The sequence below is a fragment of the Defluviimonas sp. SAOS-178_SWC genome (assembly GCF_039830135.1).
In the GTDB taxonomy this organism is placed as follows: domain Bacteria; phylum Pseudomonadota; class Alphaproteobacteria; order Rhodobacterales; family Rhodobacteraceae; genus Albidovulum.
This window is the reverse complement of record NZ_CP156081.1, coordinates 2929462-2946931: the sequence shown is the minus strand read 5'-3', so window position 1 is coordinate 2946931 and position 17470 is coordinate 2929462. Positions and strand designations below refer to the sequence as shown.

At 68.1% G+C, this 17470-nt stretch carries 17 protein-coding genes; 16 read left to right on the top strand and 1 reads right to left on the bottom strand.

Translation table 11 applies throughout. The features are described from left to right. Positions 1-2 precede the first annotated feature (2 nt). From murC to V5734_RS15190, 4 genes are read left to right on the top strand one after another with little or no spacing between them, the layout of a single operon-like run. Positions 3-1424 carry a UDP-N-acetylmuramate--L-alanine ligase gene (murC, locus tag V5734_RS15205; RefSeq protein ID WP_347310478.1) on the top strand — a complete coding sequence of 474 codons (1422 nt, stop codon included), beginning with the start codon at positions 3-5 and terminating at the stop codon, positions 1422-1424. Between the two features lie 4 nt (positions 1425-1428). Next, positions 1429-2622, top strand: a complete 1194-nt coding sequence (locus tag V5734_RS15200) for an APC family permease (protein ID WP_347310477.1) — start codon at positions 1429-1431, stop codon at positions 2620-2622. Next, positions 2619-2885: a DUF2484 family protein gene (locus V5734_RS15195; RefSeq protein WP_347310476.1), complete on the top strand. Its 267-nt coding sequence runs from the start codon at positions 2619-2621 to the stop codon at positions 2883-2885. The genes V5734_RS15200 and V5734_RS15195 overlap by 4 nt, the downstream gene beginning before the upstream one ends. Next, positions 2882-3130: a DUF2484 family protein gene (locus tag V5734_RS15190; RefSeq protein ID WP_347310475.1), complete on the top strand. Its 249-nt coding sequence runs from the start codon at positions 2882-2884 to the stop codon at positions 3128-3130. Before V5734_RS15195 ends, V5734_RS15190 begins: the two co-directional genes overlap by 4 nt. A gap of 251 nt (positions 3131-3381) precedes the next feature. Here V5734_RS15190 and V5734_RS15185 read toward each other — a convergent pair whose 3' ends face one another. Then, positions 3382-3564: a hypothetical protein gene (locus V5734_RS15185; RefSeq protein ID WP_347310474.1), complete on the bottom strand. Its 183-nt coding sequence runs from the start codon at positions 3562-3564 to the stop codon at positions 3382-3384. 173 nt (positions 3565-3737) lie between these two features. On the opposite strand from V5734_RS15185, the gene murB reads away from it, so the two are divergent. From murB to V5734_RS15125, 12 genes are all read left to right on the top strand, one after another. Next, the gene (murB, locus tag V5734_RS15180) at positions 3738-4676 is read left to right on the top strand and encodes a UDP-N-acetylmuramate dehydrogenase (protein ID WP_347310473.1); all 939 of its coding nucleotides are present in this window, start codon (positions 3738-3740) and stop codon (positions 4674-4676) included. A gap of 45 nt (positions 4677-4721) precedes the next feature. Continuing rightward, positions 4722-5645, top strand: a complete 924-nt coding sequence (locus V5734_RS15175; protein ID WP_347310472.1) for a D-alanine--D-alanine ligase — start codon at positions 4722-4724, stop codon at positions 5643-5645. After that, entirely contained in the window at positions 5633-6520 is an 888-nt protein-coding gene (locus tag V5734_RS15170; protein ID WP_347310471.1) for a cell division protein FtsQ/DivIB, read from the top strand. The genes V5734_RS15175 and V5734_RS15170 overlap by 13 nt, the downstream gene beginning before the upstream one ends. Then, positions 6517-7848 (top strand): cell division protein FtsA, encoded by a 1332-nt coding sequence (ftsA, locus tag V5734_RS15165; RefSeq protein ID WP_347310470.1) that lies wholly within the window; start codon positions 6517-6519, stop codon positions 7846-7848. Before V5734_RS15170 ends, ftsA begins: the two co-directional genes overlap by 4 nt. A 170-nt stretch (positions 7849-8018) precedes the next feature. Further along, positions 8019-9641, top strand: coding sequence for a cell division protein FtsZ (gene ftsZ / locus V5734_RS15160; RefSeq protein WP_347310469.1), 1623 nt, complete (start codon positions 8019-8021; stop codon positions 9639-9641). Positions 9642-9858: 217 nt separating this feature from the next. Then, complete coding sequence (lpxC, locus tag V5734_RS15155; protein ID WP_347310468.1) at positions 9859-10782, top strand: UDP-3-O-acyl-N-acetylglucosamine deacetylase; 924 nt, start codon at positions 9859-9861, stop codon at positions 10780-10782. A gap of 125 nt (positions 10783-10907) precedes the next feature. Next, on the top strand, positions 10908-11747 hold the full coding sequence (locus tag V5734_RS15150; RefSeq protein WP_347310467.1) for an outer membrane protein assembly factor BamD: 840 nt from the start codon (positions 10908-10910) through the stop codon (positions 11745-11747). Between the two features lie 33 nt (positions 11748-11780). Beyond that, positions 11781-13424, top strand: a complete 1644-nt coding sequence (gene recN / locus V5734_RS15145; protein WP_347310466.1) for a DNA repair protein RecN — start codon at positions 11781-11783, stop codon at positions 13422-13424. A 188-nt stretch (positions 13425-13612) separates the two neighbouring features. Further along, positions 13613-14950: a proline--tRNA ligase gene (gene proS, locus V5734_RS15140; RefSeq protein WP_347310465.1), complete on the top strand. Its 1338-nt coding sequence runs from the start codon at positions 13613-13615 to the stop codon at positions 14948-14950. Then, positions 14950-15441, top strand: a complete 492-nt coding sequence (locus V5734_RS15135; RefSeq protein WP_347310464.1) for a DUF2937 family protein — start codon at positions 14950-14952, stop codon at positions 15439-15441. The genes proS and V5734_RS15135 overlap by 1 nt, the downstream gene beginning before the upstream one ends. A 70-nt stretch (positions 15442-15511) precedes the next feature. After that, on the top strand, positions 15512-16798 hold the full coding sequence (locus V5734_RS15130) for a lipoprotein-releasing ABC transporter permease subunit (protein ID WP_347310463.1): 1287 nt from the start codon (positions 15512-15514) through the stop codon (positions 16796-16798). After that, a complete protein-coding gene (locus tag V5734_RS15125) occupies positions 16791-17468 on the top strand; it encodes an ABC transporter ATP-binding protein (RefSeq protein WP_347310462.1) in 678 nt (225 codons plus the stop codon). The genes V5734_RS15130 and V5734_RS15125 overlap by 8 nt, the downstream gene beginning before the upstream one ends. Positions 17469-17470: the final 2 nt, after the last annotated feature.

Here is a 17470-nt window from a genome sequence, read left to right as displayed (position 1 = left end):
CGATGAACGCCGCGACGAAACTGCCCGGAGAGCTTGGCCCCATCCATTTCGTCGGCATCGGCGGGATCGGCATGTCGGGCATCGCCGAGGTCTTAATGACGCTCGGCTACCGCGTACAGGGCTCCGACGCCAAGGCCTCGAAGATCACCGACCGTCTGGTTAAGCTGGGGGCCACCTTCTTCGAGGGCCAGCGCGCCGAGAATATCGGCGAGGCGGCGGTCGTTGTGATCTCCTCGGCGATCAAGAAGGGCAACCCTGAACTGGAAGAAGCCCGGCGGCGCGGTCTGCCCGTCGTGCGCCGGGCCGAGATGCTGGCCGAACTCATGCGCCTGCGCTCCAACGTCGCCGTCGCCGGCACGCATGGCAAGACGACGACCACGACGATGGTGGCGACGCTTCTCGACAAGGGCGGTTTCGATCCGACCGTGATCAACGGCGGCATCATCCATGCCTACGGCTCCAACGCCCGCGCGGGCGCCGGCGAATGGATGGTCGTCGAGGCGGATGAAAGCGACGGCAGCTTCAACCGCCTGCCGGCGACCATCGCCATCGTCACCAATATCGACCCCGAGCATATGGAGCACTGGGGCTCTTTCGACGCGCTCCGGCAGGGCTTCTACGATTTCGTGTCGAACATCCCGTTCTACGGCGTCGCCGTCTGCTGCACCGACCACCCCGAGGTCCAGACCCTCGTCGGCCGTGTCGCCGACCGCCGGGTCATCACCTTCGGCTTCAATACCCAGGCCGACGTGCGGGCGATCAACCTGACCTACGAGGCGGGTGTGGCCCATTTCGACATCGCGCTGCAAAGCGAAGGCAAGGACGAGGATGGCAAGCCGTCGGTGATCGAGGGCTGCACCCTGCCGATGCCGGGGGATCACAACGTTTCGAACGCGCTCGCCGCCGTCGCGGTCGCCCGCCATCTCGGCATGAAGAAGGACGAGATCCGCTCCGCCCTCGCCAATTTCGGCGGGGTGAACCGGCGCTTCACCAAGGTCGGCGAGGTGCTGGGCGGCGTTACCGTCATCGACGATTACGGCCACCATCCGGTGGAGATCGCGGCGGTCCTGAAGGCCGCGCGGCAGGCGACGAAGGGCCGGGTCATCGCCGTTCACCAGCCGCACCGCTACACCCGTCTGCACAGCCTCTTCGACGACTTCTGCACCTGCTTCAACGAAGCCGACGTCGTCGCCATCGCCGAGGTCTATGCGGCGGGCGAAGACCCGATCCCTGGTGCGACCCGCGACGATCTGGTCGCGGGCCTCGTCGCCCACGGTCACCGCCATGCCCGCGCCATCCTCGACGAGGACGACCTCGTGCGGCTGGTGCGCGAACAGGCGCGGCCCGGCGACATGGTGGTCTGCCTTGGCGCCGGCACGATCTCGGCCTGGGCCAACGCCCTGCCGCAACGGCTGAAGGCCTGATCCGTTGTCCGGGGCGCTCAAACGCCGCCTCGGGCTCGGGCTTCTCATTGCCTACGGCGTCGGCGTCATGGTCGGCGCCGGCATCTATGTCCTGACAGGGGCTGCTGCCGGTGCCGCCGGCCTCTGGGCGCCGCTGGCCTTCCTTCTCGCCGGGCTCGTCGCGGTGCCCTCGGCGCTTTCATTCTCGGAACTTGCCTCGCGCATCCCCGAAGCGGCAGGCGACAGTTCCTATGTCGAGGTCGGTCTTGGCCGGCACTGGCTCGCCATGCTCATCGGCGCGATCAACGTGGTCGCGGGCATCGTCGCGGCGGCGGCGGTGCTGCGGGGCGGGGTGGGCTACCTCACCGCGATCGTTCCGGTGCCGTTCGAATGGGCGGTGATCGGCCTCGGGGTCGCGCTGACCGGCATCGCCATCGTCGGCGTCCTTGAAAGCCTGACCTTCGCCGCCGTCCTCACCGTGATCGAGGTGGCGGGCCTCCTCCTCGTCATCGGCGCGGGCTTCAATGCGGACCCTGTGGCGGCGTTCCACCTGCCGCTGCCCGATCCCGAATGGACGGGGATCGCCGCGGCCACGACCTTCGCCTTCTTCGCCTTCATCGGGTTCGACGATCTCGTCAACATGGCCGAGGAATCCCACGCGCCCGAACGCAACATGCCGCGCGCGATCCTGTGGTCGCTGGCGATCACGGCGAGCCTTTACGCCCTCGTTTCCCTCGCCGCCGTCCGCGCCGTCCCGCGCGACGTGCTCGGCGCCTCCGAACGGCCGCTCGCCCTGGTGTGGGAGGCCGGAACCGGCACCAGCGCCACCTTCCTCGCCGCAATCGCGGTCGCGGCGGCGCTGAACGGCATCCTCGCGCAGATCGTCATGGCCTCCCGCGTGCTCTTCGGCCTCGGCAAATGGTCGCCCGCGCTGCTGACCTTCCGCCGCGCGCATCCGACCTTCGGCACCCCCGCAAGGGCGAACCTGCTCGTCGGCGCGGCGGTGATCGTCTCGGCGCTCACGCTGCCGGTGGCGGTTCTGGCCGAGGGCACGACGCTGGCGCTTCTGATCGTCTTCACCACGGTTAACGCCGCGCTGATTGGGGCGAAGAAAAAGCGACCGGAGGCGCCGTTTACGGTCGCGCCCCTGGTCCCCTGGCTCGGCATGGCAGGCTGCATCCTCACCTTCGCGGCGGCGATCTGGGGGCGGTTCGCATGACGCTGCCGGTCGTCCTCGCCTGCTTCTGGGTCCTCGCCGCGACGATCGTCGCCTTCCTGCCGATGCGCTACCAGATCCTGCCGGGCCTTGTCCTCCTCGTCGCCGCGCCGGTGATGATCGTCTGGCTGGCGATGGCCACCAACGTCTGGATCGGCCTTGCCGCCTTCGCCGGCTTCCTGTCGATGTTCCGCAACCCATTGCGTTATCTGATCAAAAAGGCGATGGGAAAGAAAACGCCCACCAAGGAGAGGGAACCGGAATGAGCCACTCCATCACCCTTGCCTGTCTCTGGGCGATCACCGCGACCGTCACCGCAATGCTGCCCTCGCGCGATCACCACTGGCGGGCGGCCTATCTCCTTATCGCCGCCGGCATTCCGATCCTTGGCTGGGTGACTTACGAGAACGGCCCCTGGGTCGGCCTCATCGTCCTTGCCGCCGGCGCCTCGATCCTGCGCTGGCCGCTCATCTACCTCTGGCGCTGGGTGCGGCGGAAGACGGTGCGCTGAGGGCGTACGGGAGCATATCTTTCGCGTAGGTTTCGCGTAGGTTTCCTGTAGCTACAGCGTAGCTACGCGCGCGTTTGGGCCATAGCGGCCGGCATCGCGATCTTCGGGAACATGAAGATGGCTGATGCGCAGAAGGTCGCGAAGGAGGCGTTCAAGGATTGTGCTGCCCGGTTCACGCTGACCGGAGAGCTGCAAAATCGGACCTCCGTGCCCGCGTTCGGGACGACCGAAAAGCCCAGCCCGACTGCGTCTCAGCCGTACAGGATCGCGTAGAGGCGGTAGATCAGGCCGGGGTCTTTCGCGAGGTCGACGACATCCAGCACCGGGTCGTGATCAAGCGCGAGACGCCGTTCCCGCTCTGCGATGACATGAGACGGCGGGGTATAGGATCGGCCGCCGGTCGACGGGTGCGGTGTGTGTTGGACAACTCTCATCACCATTCTCCCAATAGTATGTCCTAGGATCATGATCGTGGTAAATTCGGGCGGCGCGGGGGCGGTTTTGTGCCGATGAGGGTGTCTTTTCGCGATCCCTTTGCGACGAAGGCGGCGGTTGGGTCGGCACTGGGGGTTGCGGCTTTCGGTGCCGGGCTCTAACTCCTCGGGCCATGAGTTTCGACCTTCCCTCCGTCCGGGGCACGCTGACCCCGAACCGGCCCCTGGCCGACCTGACATGGCTTCGCGTCGGCGGGCCGGCGGAGGTGCTGTTCCAACCCGCCGATCCTGAGGATCTCTGCGCCTTTCTCGCCGCGCTCGATCCCGCTGTGCCGGTCTTTCCGATGGGGGTGGGGTCGAACCTCATCGTCCGGGACGGCGGCATACGGGGCGTGGTGATCCGGCTCGGGCGCGGGTTCAACGGGATTTCGGTGGCGGGAACCCGGGTGACGGCCGGGGCGGCGGCGCTTGACTCGCATGTGGCGCGGAAGGCGGCGGAGGCGGGGGTGGACCTTACCTTCCTGCGCACGATTCCGGGCGCCATCGGCGGCGCGGTCAGGATGAATGCGGGCTGCTACGGCACCTACACGGCCGATCATTTCGTTCAGGCGACGGTGGCGATGCGCGACGGGAGCCTGCGGGCCGTCGGGCCGGAGGAGATGGGGTTTGCCTACCGCTCCTCGACCCTGCCGGAGGGCGCGGTGATCGTCGAGGCGGTGTTCGAGGGCGATCCCGGCGATCCGGCGGTGCTGGAGGCGAAGATGGCCGATCAGCTCGCCAGACGTGACGCGACGCAGCCGGTCAAGGACCGCACGGCGGGCTCCACCTTCCGCAATCCGGCGGGGTTTTCCTCCACCGGCCGCGCGGACGACGTCCACGACCTCAAGGCCTGGAAGCTGATCGAGGACGCGGGCCTCAGGGGCTACCGCCGGGGCGGCGCGATGATGAGCGAGAAGCACCCCAACTTCCTGACCAATGCCGGCGGCGCGACGGCCGCGGAACTGGAGGATTTGGGCGAGGACGTCAGAAAAAGGGTTTTCGAATCCAGCGGTTTGACGCTAGAGTGGGAAATCATGCGCGTGGGCGAAAAGACGCCCGAGGCAGACGCGTAGAAACGTAAGAACAGCGGTCCGCAAAAGGACCGGGACGAGGCACAAGTGGCGGGCAGGTCGAGCAGGACAGCCCCCAAGGTGGCGGTACTGATGGGTGGCCCTTCCGCGGAGCGCGAGGTGTCGCTGGTCAGCGGGCGTGAGTGCGCGGCCGCTCTGCGGGAGGCGGGATACGAGGTGGTCGAGGTCGATGCCGGCCGCGACCTGCCGTTGCGCCTTGCCGAGATCAAGCCGGATGTCTGTTTCAATGCGCTCCACGGCCGCTGGGGCGAGGATGGCTGCGTGCAGGGCATGCTCGAATGGCTGGGCCTCGCCTATACCCATTCGGGGGTGCTCGCCTCGGCGCTCGCCATGGACAAGACGCGGGCGAAGGACATCTACCGCGCCGCCGGGTTGCCGGTGGTCGAAAGCCTGCTGGCGCCGAAGGCCGAGGTCATGGCCCGGCACGTGATGGCGCCGCCCTATGTGGTGAAGCCGAATGCCGAGGGGTCGTCGGTCGGGGTCTACATCGTCGCGAAGGATGCCAATTCGCCGCCGCAGCTCGGGACCGAGATGCCCGAGATCGCGATGGTCGAACAGTACGTGCCGGGGCGCGAACTGACCTGTTCGGTCTTCGGTGACCGGGCGACCTGCGTGACCGAGATTGTGACGGCGGGCTGGTACGATTACCACGCGAAATACGCGCCGGGCGGGTCGTCGCATGTCTGTCCGGCCGACCTGCCGGAGGAGATTGCCGAGGCGGCCCGCGACTATGCGCTGCGCGCGCACCGGGCGCTGGGCTGCCGGGGCCTCAGCCGCAGCGATTTCCGCTGGGACGACACGCGGGGCCTTGCGGGGCTTTTCATTCTTGAAACCAATACCCAACCCGGCATGACGCCGACCTCGCTCAGCCCCGAACAGGCGGCGGCGGAGGGGATGACATTCGCCGATCTCTGCGCCTGGATCGTGGAGGATGCGTCATGCAACCGATGAGAGCGCCCGAACGCCGCTACGCCGAGCCGCAGCGCCGCGATCCCGCACCGTCGCGGCTGTCCTACCGGGTGGAGCGTCTGTGGCTGACGCCGGCCTTCCGCAAGGTGGTGCGGGTGGGCCTGCCGGCCTTCCTGGTCGCCGCGACGGTCGCGGGCTACCTTGCCGACGCCGACCGGCGCGGCGCGTTGCAGACGATGCTTTCCGATCTGAGGGAAAGCGTCGAGAACCGGCCGGAATTCCAGGTCAGCCTCATGGCCATCGACGGCGCGTCGGAGCCGGTCGCGAACGCGATCCGCTCCATGCTGCCGGTCACCTTGCCGGCCTCGTCCTTCCGGCTCGATCTTGCCGCCTTGCGGGCGACGATCGCGCAGATCGACGCGGTGGCCTCGGCCGACCTTCACATCCGCAAGGGGGGCATCCTTCAGGTGACGGTGACCGAGCGCCAGCCGGCGGTTCTGTGGCGCACCCCGTCCGGGCTCGAAATGCTCGACGGGACCGGGCACAGGGTGGCCACACTTCTCGACCGGACCGCGCGGCCGGATCTGCCGGTCATCGCCGGCGAAGGGGCCGATGCGCGGGTCGCCGAGGCGCTGGACATCCTCGGCGCCGCGCGGCCGATCCATGCGCGGATCCGCGGCCTTGTCCGGGTCGGAGAGCGGCGCTGGGACATCGTTCTGGACCGCCAGCAGCGCATCCTCCTGCCCGAGGCGGGGCAGGTGGAGGCGGTGCGCCGGGTGATCGCGCTCGATCAGGCCGAGGACATGCTGGGACGCGACCTCACGGTCGTGGACATGCGCAATACCAACCGCCCGACGATCCGGCTCGCGATGCCGGGCGGGCAAGATGAACTCGAAACCAAGGTGGCAGGGCAATGACCGATCTCTATCAGTCTCAACGGGCGATGCGGAACATGCGGCGCGCGGCCCTGCAACGGGGCGTGGTGGCGGTTCTCGATGTCGGGACATCGAAGATCGCCTGCCTCGTCCTGAGGTTCGAGAATGCCGAAGAGGCGCGCGAGGACGGGCTCGGGTCGCTCGCCGGGCAGTCGCAGTTCCGGGTGATCGGCGCGGCCACGACGCGGTCGCGCGGGGTGCGCTTCGGCGAGGTCGACGCGATGCAGGAGACCGAGCGCGCGATCCGCACCGCCGTGCAGGCGGCGCAGAAGATGGCACAGACGCGCGTCGATCACGTCATCGCCTGCTTCTCGGGCGCCCATCCCCGCAGCTACGGCCTTGCGGGAGAGATCGAGCTGCACGAGGGGCAGGTGAGCGAACAGGACGTGGCCCGCGTGCTGGCGGCCTGCGACGTGCCGGATTTCGGGCACGGGCGCGAGGTGCTGCACGCCCATCCGGTCAACTTCGCCATCGACCACCGGTCAGGCTTCGGCGACCCGCGCGGTCATGTCGGCAACCGCCTGGCAGCCGACATGCACCTTCTGACCATCGACACGACGGCGGTGCAGAACCTGCTGTACTGCATCCGCCGCTGCGATCTGGAAATCGCGGGGCTGGCTTCGTCCTCCTACGTCTCGGGGCTGGCGAGCCTTGTCGAGGACGAGCAGGAACTGGGCGCGGTCTGCATCGACATGGGTGGCGGCGCCACGGGGCTGTCGATCTTCATCAAGAAGCACATGATCTTCGCCGAAAGCGTGCGGCTTGGCGGCGATCACGTGACCTCGGACATCTCGAAGGGGCTTCAGGTGCCGCTGGCGACCGCCGAGCGGATCAAGACCATCCACGGCGGTGTCCATGCGACCGGCATGGACGACCGCGAGATGATCGAGATCGGCGGCGACAGCGGCGACTGGGAAAAGGACCGCCGCAAGGTCAGCCGCACCGAACTGATCGGCATCATGCGGCCGCGGGTCGAGGAGATCCTCGAAGAGGTGCGCACCATCCTCGACGCGGCCGGGTTCGACCAGCTGCCCTCCCAGCAGATCGTGCTGACCGGGGGGGCGAGCCAGATTCCCGGCCTCGACATGCTGGCCGCGCGAATCCTCGGCCAGAACGTGCGACTCGGACGCCCGCTTCGCGTCCAGGGGCTGCCGCAGGCCGCCACGGGGGCCGCGTTTTCTTCAACCGTGGGCATGTGTCTCTTCGCGGCCAACCCGCAGGACGAGTGGTGGGATTTCGAGATTCCGGCGGAACGCTATCCGGCCCGCTCCCTGCGCAGGGCCGTTAAATGGTTTAAAGACAACTGGTAACCCCACGATCTTGAGAGGTCGGCGAAATGCCGCTTAAATGGAAGTGCGACGCACCATATTATGTGGCGGGAGGGTGTTTTTTGCGTGACCTAATGGGAATCTCTCATTAGAATCGCGTCAATGCGGAAAAGGCGGCCCAAGTCAGGCCGGGGACATGACAGGCGGATAAAATGGCATTGAATTTGACTTTGAATGAACAGGAGGACCTGAAGCCGCGGATCACGGTGTTCGGGGTAGGTGGTGCTGGCGGTAACGCCGTGAACAACATGATCGAGAAGCGGCTGGAAGGCGTGGAGTTCGTGGTCGCGAACACCGACGCGCAGGCGCTTCAGCAAAGCCAATCCACGGCCCGCATCCAGATGGGCGTGAAGGTCACCGAAGGTCTCGGCGCCGGTGCGCGCCCCTCGGTCGGCGCCGCCGCCGCCGAGGAGACGATCGAAGAGATCGTGGACCATCTGGCCGGCGCGCATATGTGCTTCATCACCGCCGGCATGGGCGGCGGCACCGGAACGGGTGCTGCCCCGATCATCGCGCAGGCCGCGCGCGAGTTGGGCGTGCTGACCGTCGGCGTCGTCACCAAGCCGTTCCAGTTCGAGGGCGGCAAGCGGATGCGCCAGGCCGATGACGGGATCGAGGCGCTCCAGAAGGTCGTCGACACGCTGATCATCATCCCGAACCAGAATCTTTTCCGCCTCGCCAACGAGAAGACGACCTTCACCGAGGCTTTCGCGCTGGCCGACGATGTGCTCTATCAGGGCGTCAAGGGTGTTACCGACCTCATGGTGCGTCCGGGCCTCATCAACCTCGACTTCGCCGACGTCCGCGCGGTGATGGACGAGATGGGCAAGGCGATGATGGGCACCGGCGAGGCGTCCGGTGAAGACCGGGCCGTGCAGGCGGCGGAGAAGGCGATCGCCAACCCGCTTCTGGACGAGATCAGCCTCAAGGGCGCCAAGGGCGTTCTCATCAACATCACCGGCGGGTCCGACCTCACGCTCTTCGAGCTTGACGAGGCGGCGAACCGGATCCGCGAGGAGGTCGACCCGGACGCCAACATTATCGTCGGCTCGACGCTCGACGATGGCATGGAGGGGGTGATGCGGGTGTCGGTCGTTGCCACCGGCATCGACGCCACGGTGTCGCATGCCGAGATCCCGACGCCGCGCCGCCGTCTGGCCGAACCGCTGCAACCGGCGATGGTTCTGGAAGAGCGTGCGCCGGCCGCCGCTCCGGCCCCGGTCGAAGCCGCGGCCCCCGCGGCCCCCGCCGCGCCCGTTGCCCGCGAGGAGGTACGCGAACCGGCCCGGGCCGAGCGCGAGGACGAGCGGTCGCTCTTCGACGCGCAGAGCGCCGGTGACGATCTGCCGCCGCCGGCCTACCGTCCGGCCCCCGCGCCGCAGCCCGCCGCTGTCCATGTCGAGGACGAGGCGCAGGCCTTCGTCGCCCCGCGCCCCCGCGCGCCCGGCACCCCGACGCCCGAGGCGATGGCCCGGCTTCAGGCCGCCGTCAACCGCGCGCCGGCCCAGCAGCGCGCGGCCCAGCCGGCGGCGCGTCCGCAGGCCCCGGCACCGCAGCCGCAGTCGCGCATGGCAGACAAGCCGCGTTTCGGCATCAACACGCTCCTCAACCGTATGGCCGGTCATCCGGCCGAACAGCCGGAGCGGGTCGAGCGCGCCGCCCCGCCGATGCGCCAGCAGCCGCAGGTTTCGGCCGCCTATGACGAGGAGCCGGAGATCGATCCGGACCAGGAGCGGATCGAAATCCCCGCCTTCCTGCGCCGCCAGGCGAACTGATCTGCAGTCACGATTTCGAGGGAAGGGCCGGAACGTTCCGGCCCTTTTCCTTTGTTGATCAGGGGGTTCCGCCCCGCTCCTGGCGCGATGGGCCGACCTTCGCCGAGCTTTGAATGGATTGTTACATTCCGTCGCAAAGAGTGAGTTGAGCTTCACGGGCGCGCCCATTACCTCAACGCTACCGAAGGGATAACCTTCGATTAACCGGGGTTGCGACGTGCAAACGACCATCAGATCGGCGGTGACCTTCACGGGCAGGGGGCTGCATTCCGGCCTTCGCGCGCGCATGACCGTGCACCCGGCTTCGGCCGAATACGGCATCTGGTTCCGCCGCACCGACGTGATCGGCCGCGACGCGATGGTGCAGGCGCACTGGTCGGCGGTGTCGAACGCGAGGCTCTGCACCGAGATTTCCAACGCCGCCGGCACCAGCGTGTCGACCATCGAGCATGTGATGGCGGCCCTTGCCGGCTGCGGCATCCACAATGCGCTGATCGAGATCGACGGGCCGGAAGTGCCGATCCTCGACGGATCCTCCGCCCCCTTCGCCGCGGCGTTCCTCGCCCGCGGCGTGCGCGAGCTTGAGGCGTCCTTGCGGTGCTTCGAGATCCTTGAACCGGTCGAGGTCCGCGAGGGCGCGGCCGTGGCGCGGCTGGAGCCGGCCGAGACGCTGGAAATCGACTTCGAGATCGACTTCGCCGATGCCGCGATCGGTCACCAGCGTAAGCACCTCACGATGTCGAACGGCGCTTTCCTTCGCGAACTCAGCGACTGCCGCACCTTCTGCCGCCAGGCGGATGTGGAGGCGATGCAGGCCAACGGCCTCGCGCTTGGCGGCGCGCCCGGCGAGAATGCCGTCGTCTTCGATGGCGACAAGGTGCTGAGCCCCGGCGGCCTGCGCCGCGCCGACGAGCCGGTGCGCCACAAGATGCTCGACGCGCTCGGCGATCTCGCGCTGGCCGGCGCGCCGATCCTTGGCCGCTACACCGGCAACCGGGCGGGCCACGCGATGACCAACCGGCTTTTGCGGGCGCTTTTCGCCAATCCGGCGGCTTTCCGCATCGTCGAATGCGACGAGGCGCGCCGCCGCCTGCTGCCCGGGACGGGGATCAACCGCTCCGATATTCCGGCCGTCGCCTGAACGCACGAGGCGTGCGAAAGGCGTTTTGCGCCCCGGATTTTTCTGTGCTAGGACGAGGCGAACCGCGGACCGAAGGGTGCCTTCGGCGGCGGAAAAGCGTGAAGCAGGAACGGGGTAGGCGGGCAATGGGTCGGGGCGGAAAAGCGGCGCATCTGGTCGGCAGCCTCGCGCTTGTCGCCCTGCTTGCGGCCTGTGGCGGCGGCAATCAGGAACCGGCCCTCGAAACGCTCGACGCGGAATCGATCTACAAGCTCGGCGAATACCAGCTGGAGACGAGCCGCAAGGGCGAGGACGCGGTCACCTATTTCTCCGAGGTGGAGCGGCTCTATCCCTATTCCGAATGGGCCAAGCGGGCGCTGATCATGCAGGCCTTCGCCTATCACAAGGACCGCGATTACGAGAACAGCCGCGCCACAGCGCAGCGCTATATCGACACCTATCCGGCGGAAGAGGACGCGGCCTATGCCAAGTACCTTCTCGCGCTCAGCTATTACGACCAGATCGACGAGGTCGGCCGCGACCAGGGCCTGACCTTCCAGGCGCTTCAGGCGCTGCGCGCGGTGATCGAGGAATATCCTGACAGCGAATATGCCCGCTCGTCGATCCTGAAGTTCGACCTCGCCTTCAACCATCTCGCCGCGAAAGAGATGGAGATCGGCCGCTACTACCTCAAGCGCAAGCATTACACCGCCGCGATCAACCGGTTCCGGGTGGTGGTGGAGAATTTCCAGACCACGACGCATGTGCCCGAGGCGCTGCACCGGCTGGTGGAAAGCTACCTCTCGCTCGGCCTCACGGACGAGGCGCAGACGGCAGGCGCGATCCTGGGCCACAACTTCCAGTCCACGGTCTGGTACGAGGACAGCTACCGGCTCCTGACCAGGAAGGGTCTCACGCCCGAGGCGAAGGGCGACAGCTGGCTCGCCAAGGTCTACCGGCAGGTGATCCGCGGCGAATGGCTGTGACGGTGCGCTGAGGCGCATCCATCGGGGGCAAGGATGCTTCGGTCGCTAGAAATCCGCGACATGCTGATCATCGACCGGCTGGATCTCGATTTCCGGCCGGGCCTCAACGTGCTGACCGGGGAGACGGGGGCGGGGAAGTCGATCCTGCTCGACTGTCTCGGCTTCGTTTTGGGCTGGCGCGGGCGCGCCGAGTTGGTGCGGGCGGGGGCCGAGCAGGGCGAGGTGACGGCGGTCTTCGATCTGCCCGTGGGCCACGCGGCGCGGTCGGTCCTTGCCGAGGCGGGCCTTCCCGAGATGGACGAGTTGATCCTGCGCCGCGTGAACACCGCCGACGGCCGCAAGACCGCCTTTGTCAACGACCGCAGGGCGAGCGGCGAGGTCTTGCGCGCGCTCTCCGACACGCTGGTGGAACTGCACGGCCAGCAGGACGACCGCGGCCTTCTCAATCCGCGCGGCCACCGACAATTGCTTGACGCCTTCGCCGGCGCCGACCTCGCCCCGGTGCGCCGGGCCTGGGCCGAACGCGCGGCGGCCGACAAGGCGCTCGGTGCCGCCGAGGCGGAGCTGGCGGCGATGCGGGCCGAGGAGGACTTCCTGCGCCACGCCGTTGGCGAACTCGACGCGCTCGATCCCCGGCCCGGCGAGGAAGCGGACCTCGACGCCCGGCGGCGGATGATGCAGAGCGCGGCCCGGATCCGCGAGGATGTGGCCAAGGCGCTGCAGGCGCTCGGGCCCGACGGGGCCGAGGGGCTCATGGGCGATGCGATCCGCTGGCTCGAGGGCGCGGCCGACCGGGCCGAGGGGCTGATCGACGAGCCGGTCGCGGCGCTTGGCCGGGCACTCACCGAGCTGGGCGAGGCCGCGCAGGGGGTGGAGACCGCGCTCGACCGGCTGAGTTTCGATCCGCACGAGATGGAGCGGGTGGAAGAGCGTCTGTTCGCGATCCGCGCCCTGGCGCGCAAGCATGGCGTCCTCCCCGACGATCTCGGCACCTTCGCGGAGGATCTGCGGTCGCGCCTCGCCGCGCTCGACGGCGGCGCCGCCAATCTCCGCAGCTTGCGCGACCGGGTCGCGGCGGCGGGCGCGGCCTATGACGCGGCGGCCGCCCGGCTCTCGGACCAGCGGCGGAAAGCGGCTCAGCGCCTCGACAGGGCCATCGCAGGGGAACTCGCGCCGCTGAAGATGGAGCGCGCCCATTTCACTACCGAGATCGCCGAGGGCGAACCCGGCCCCGAAGGCCGCGACCAGGTCGCCTTCACGGTGGCCACCAATCCCGGCGCGCCGTCGGGGCCCTTGAACCGCATCGCCTCGGGCGGCGAGCTGTCGCGCTTCCTTCTCGCGCTCAAGGTCTGCCTCGCACGGGGCGGAGAGACGCTGACGATGATCTTCGACGAGATCGACCGCGGCGTCGGCGGCGCCACCGCGGATGCAGTCGGCCGCCGGCTCGAACGGCTGGCCGAGGGGGCGCAGATCCTCGTCGTCACCCATTCGCCCCAGGTTGCCGCGCGCGGCGCCCATCACTGGCGGGTGGAGAAACGGGTCGCGAAAGGGGCCACGACCTCGACCGTCACCGCGCTTGCGCCCGAGGAGCGGATCGGCGAACTGGCCCGCATGCTCGCGGGCGAGAACGTCACCGAGGCCGCGCGCGATGCCGCCCGCGCGCTCCTCGCCGGCTGAGCGCCGACCGTCCTTTCACCTTGCCGAAAATACCTCCGCCGGAGGCGCCTGAGCCGCCGTCCCGGCGGCGAGGCAAAGAGAGCGGCCCGGAACGGGCCTCCGCCGGATCGCGGCACGCCCGCCCGCTTGCCTGACGGCCCTCTTTCGCATAAGCGGGGACGACCCGACTTCCAAGGACCGAGACCCCGATGCGCCTTTCCCGCTACTTCCTGCCTGTCCTCAAGGAAAACCCCGCCGAGGCGCAGATCGTCAGCCACCGCTACATGCTACGCGCCGGCATGATCAAGCAGCAGGCGGCCGGCATCTATTCCTGGCTGCCGATGGGCTTCCGGGTCCTGCGCCGGATCGAGGAGATCGTCCACCAGGAACAGATCCGCGCCGGCCATATCCCGCTTCTCATGCCGACGCTCCAGCCCGCCGATCTCTGGCGCGAATCCGGTCGCTACGACGATTACGGCGAGGAGATGCTGCGCATCCGCGACCGGCATGGCCGCGACATGCTCTACGGGCCGACGAACGAGGAGATGATCACCGACATCTTCCGCGCCCATGTCGGCTCCTACAAGGATCTGCCGCTGACCCTCTACCACGTCCAGTGGAAGTTCCGCGACGAGATCCGCCCGCGCTTCGGCGTGATGCGCGGCCGCGAGTTCCTGATGAAGGACGGCTACAATTTCGACGTGACGAAGGAAGACGCCCTTCACGCCTACAACCGCCACATGGTCAGCTATCTGCGCACCTACGAGCGGATGGGCCTGACCGCGATCCCGATGCGCGCGGCCTCGGGGCCGATCGGCGGCGACAACACCCACGAATTCCTCGTCCTCGCCTCGACCGGTGAGAGCGAGGTCTTCTACGACGACCGCGTGACCGACCTCAAGCTCGGCGCCCGCGACATCGACTATGACGACAAGGGCCAGGTCGCGAAGGTCTGTGAGGAATTCACGACGCTTTACGCCCGCACCGACGAGACCCATGACGAGGCGGTGTTCGCGAACGTGCCCGAGGCGCATCGCAAGGTCGGGCGCGGCATCGAGGTCGGGCAGATCTTCTACTTCGGCACCAAGTATTCCGAACCGATGGGCGCGACCGTCGTGACCCCGGACGGCACCCGCGTCCCGGTTCATATGGGTTCGCACGGGATCGGCGTCAGCCGCCTTCTCGGCGCGATCATCGAGGCCAGCCACGACGATAAGGGCATCATCTGGCCCGAGGGCGTCACGCCCTTCCCGGTCGGTATCGTCAACCTCAAGCAGGGCGACGGTGCGGCGGACGCGGCCTGCGACGCGCTTTATGCCGCCCTCAGGGCCAAGGGGCTCGAGGCGCTTTACGACGACCGCGACGAACGCGCCGGCGCCAAGTTCGCGACGATGGACCTGATCGGTCTGCCCTGGCGGATCACCGTCGGGCCGCGCGGGCTTGCAGCCGGCAAGGTGGAATTGACCTCGCGTGCGACCGGAACAAGCGAGGAGATGAGCCCCGAGGCCGCCATCGACCGCGTCGCCCAGATCTACGCAGGGCGCTGATGCTGAGGCTCCTGGCCTTCGTCGGAGGACTGGCCGGGGCGGGGACGCTGTCGCAGTTCCCCGAATTCTCGCAGCAATACCTCCAGCGCCTCGGCGGTCAGGTCGATGCCCTGGCCGCCGTCACCGCCGATTTCGACGCCTCGGCCGAAAAGGCGGGCATGGACCGGGAAAGGGCGCTCGCCTCGATGACCGGGACCGAGTTCCTCGGGTTCCGGCAGGAGGATATGCGCAACGCCTTCGCGCGGTTCGAGCGGCTGACCGGCGACCTTACGCTCCTGCGCGCGGCGGGGCCGGTGGAACGGGTCTTCATGCCGCAACGTTTCGCCGATACGGAGCTGTTCCAGGCGACACTCGCGGAGTTCAAGCCGGCGGTGCCGGTGACGCTGACGGGCGTGACCACGGCAGGGATCGGGTTTCTCGGCGGCTGGGCGGCCGTCATGGGGCTTCTGACGCTCGTCGCGACGCCGTTCCGCAGGCGCGCGCCGCGCTGAGGGCGGTGCCGCCCTTGACCTTTCCCCCCCGCGCCGCCACCTTGCGCGCGCCCTTCCGACCGGAGCCAGCATGGCCAGCCGCACCGCGCCGTTTTCCCCTTTCGAGTTCATGATCGCGTGGCGTTACCTGCGGGCCCGCCGGGCCGAGGGGGGCGTGAGCGTGATGACCTGGATCAGCCTGATCGGCATCGCCCTTGGCGTCATGGCGCTGGTTGCGACGATGGCGGTGCGGGCCGGTTTCCGGGCCGAATTCGTCGACACGATCCTGGGCGCGAATGCCCATGTCTCGGTCAGCCGCGCGACTTACCTGGACGAGAACGGCGTCGCGACGCGGGCCATCGTGAACCCCGATACGGTCGCCGCCGAAATCCGCGCCATTCCCGGCGTCACCCGTGCCGCGCCGATCATCCGGGGGCAGGCGATGGTCACCGCGAACGACCGCTCCAACGTCGCGGAGATCTACGGCATCTCGCTTGCCGATCTGAAGACCATTCCGCGTGTCGGCGGCTCATCCGATGCGCTGGGAGAGATCGACCGTTTCGACGAGGGGATCGCCATCGGCTCGGGCATCGCCCGCGATCTCGGTATCGGCATCGGCGACAAGGTGAAGCTTCTCCAGCCGAACGGTGTGAAGACCGCGTTCGGCACCAGCCCGCGCGTCAATGCCTACGAGGTCGTCTACATCTTTTCCGCCGGGCGCTGGGACATCGACCGGACCCGCATCTACATGCCCTATGCCGAGGCGCAGAGCTTCTTCAACCGCGAGGCGGGGGCGGACGAGATCGAGGTTTACGTCGCCGATCCCGAGGCCGTGGACGACTACACGGTTCCGCTTCTCGGCGCCGCGGGCGCGGGCACGATCCTCTGGAGCTGGCGCGATGCGTCGGGCGCGTTCCTGAGCGCCCTTTCGATCGAGGATGACGTGATGTTCGTGATCCTCGCGATCCTTGTCCTGATCGCCGCGATGAACATCACCTCGGGGCTGGTGATGCTGGTGAAGAACAAGGGACGCGATATCGGCATCCTCAGGACGATGGGCCTGACCGAGGGCTCGGTCCTGCGCGTCTTCTTCCTCTGTGGCGCCTTCACAGGGGTGATCGGCACCGTTGCGGGGGTGATCCTCGGCTGCCTCGTCGCCTGGAATATCGACGGGATCATGTCGGCGGTGAACTACCTTTCCGGCGGCGGGGCGTGGGACCCGTCGATCCGGGGTATCTACCGGCTGCCGGCGGATCTGCGGGCCTGGGATGTTGGCCGGGCGGTCGGGCTGTCGCTCGTCCTCTCGTTCGTCGTGACCATCTTCCCCGCCAGACGGGCGGCGCGGATGAGCCCGGTGGAGGCGCTTCGCTATGAGTGACAGCGTCCTCGCCCTCAAGGGCATCGCGAAATCCTACCTCAAGGGCATGCCGGGCGAGGTGCGGGTGCTCTCTGGCCTCGATCTTTCGGTGAAGCGCGGCGAGGTCGTGGCCCTTGTCGCCCCCTCGGGCGCGGGCAAGTCCACGCTTCTGCACATCGCCGGGCTGCTCGACACCGCCGATGCCGGCGCGGTGGCGATTTCGGGCTGCGAGATGACCGGGCTTTCGGACCGCGCCCGGACCGAGGTGCGGCGGGGCGAGGTGGGCTTTGTCTACCAGTTCCATCACCTCCTGCCGGAATTCTCGGCGCTGGAGAACATCGTGCTGCCGCAGCTCGCCAATGCCGTGCCGAAGGCCACGGCCGAGGCGCGGGCGCGGGAGCTTCTGACCCGCGTCGGCATCGCCACCCGCGCCGATCACCGTCCGGCGGAGCTGTCGGGCGGCGAGCAGCAGCGCGTCGCCTTCTGCCGGGCGCTCGCCAACGCACCGAAGCTCCTTCTGGCCGACGAGCCGACCGGCAACCTCGACCCTGCAACCGCCGACCAGGTCTTCGCGACGCTGATGGAGCTTGTCCGCGATACCGGCCTGTCGGCGTTGATCGCCACCCACAATCTCGAACTTGCCGCTCGGATGGACCGCGTGGTGCACCTCGACAACGGAAGACTTCACTAAGT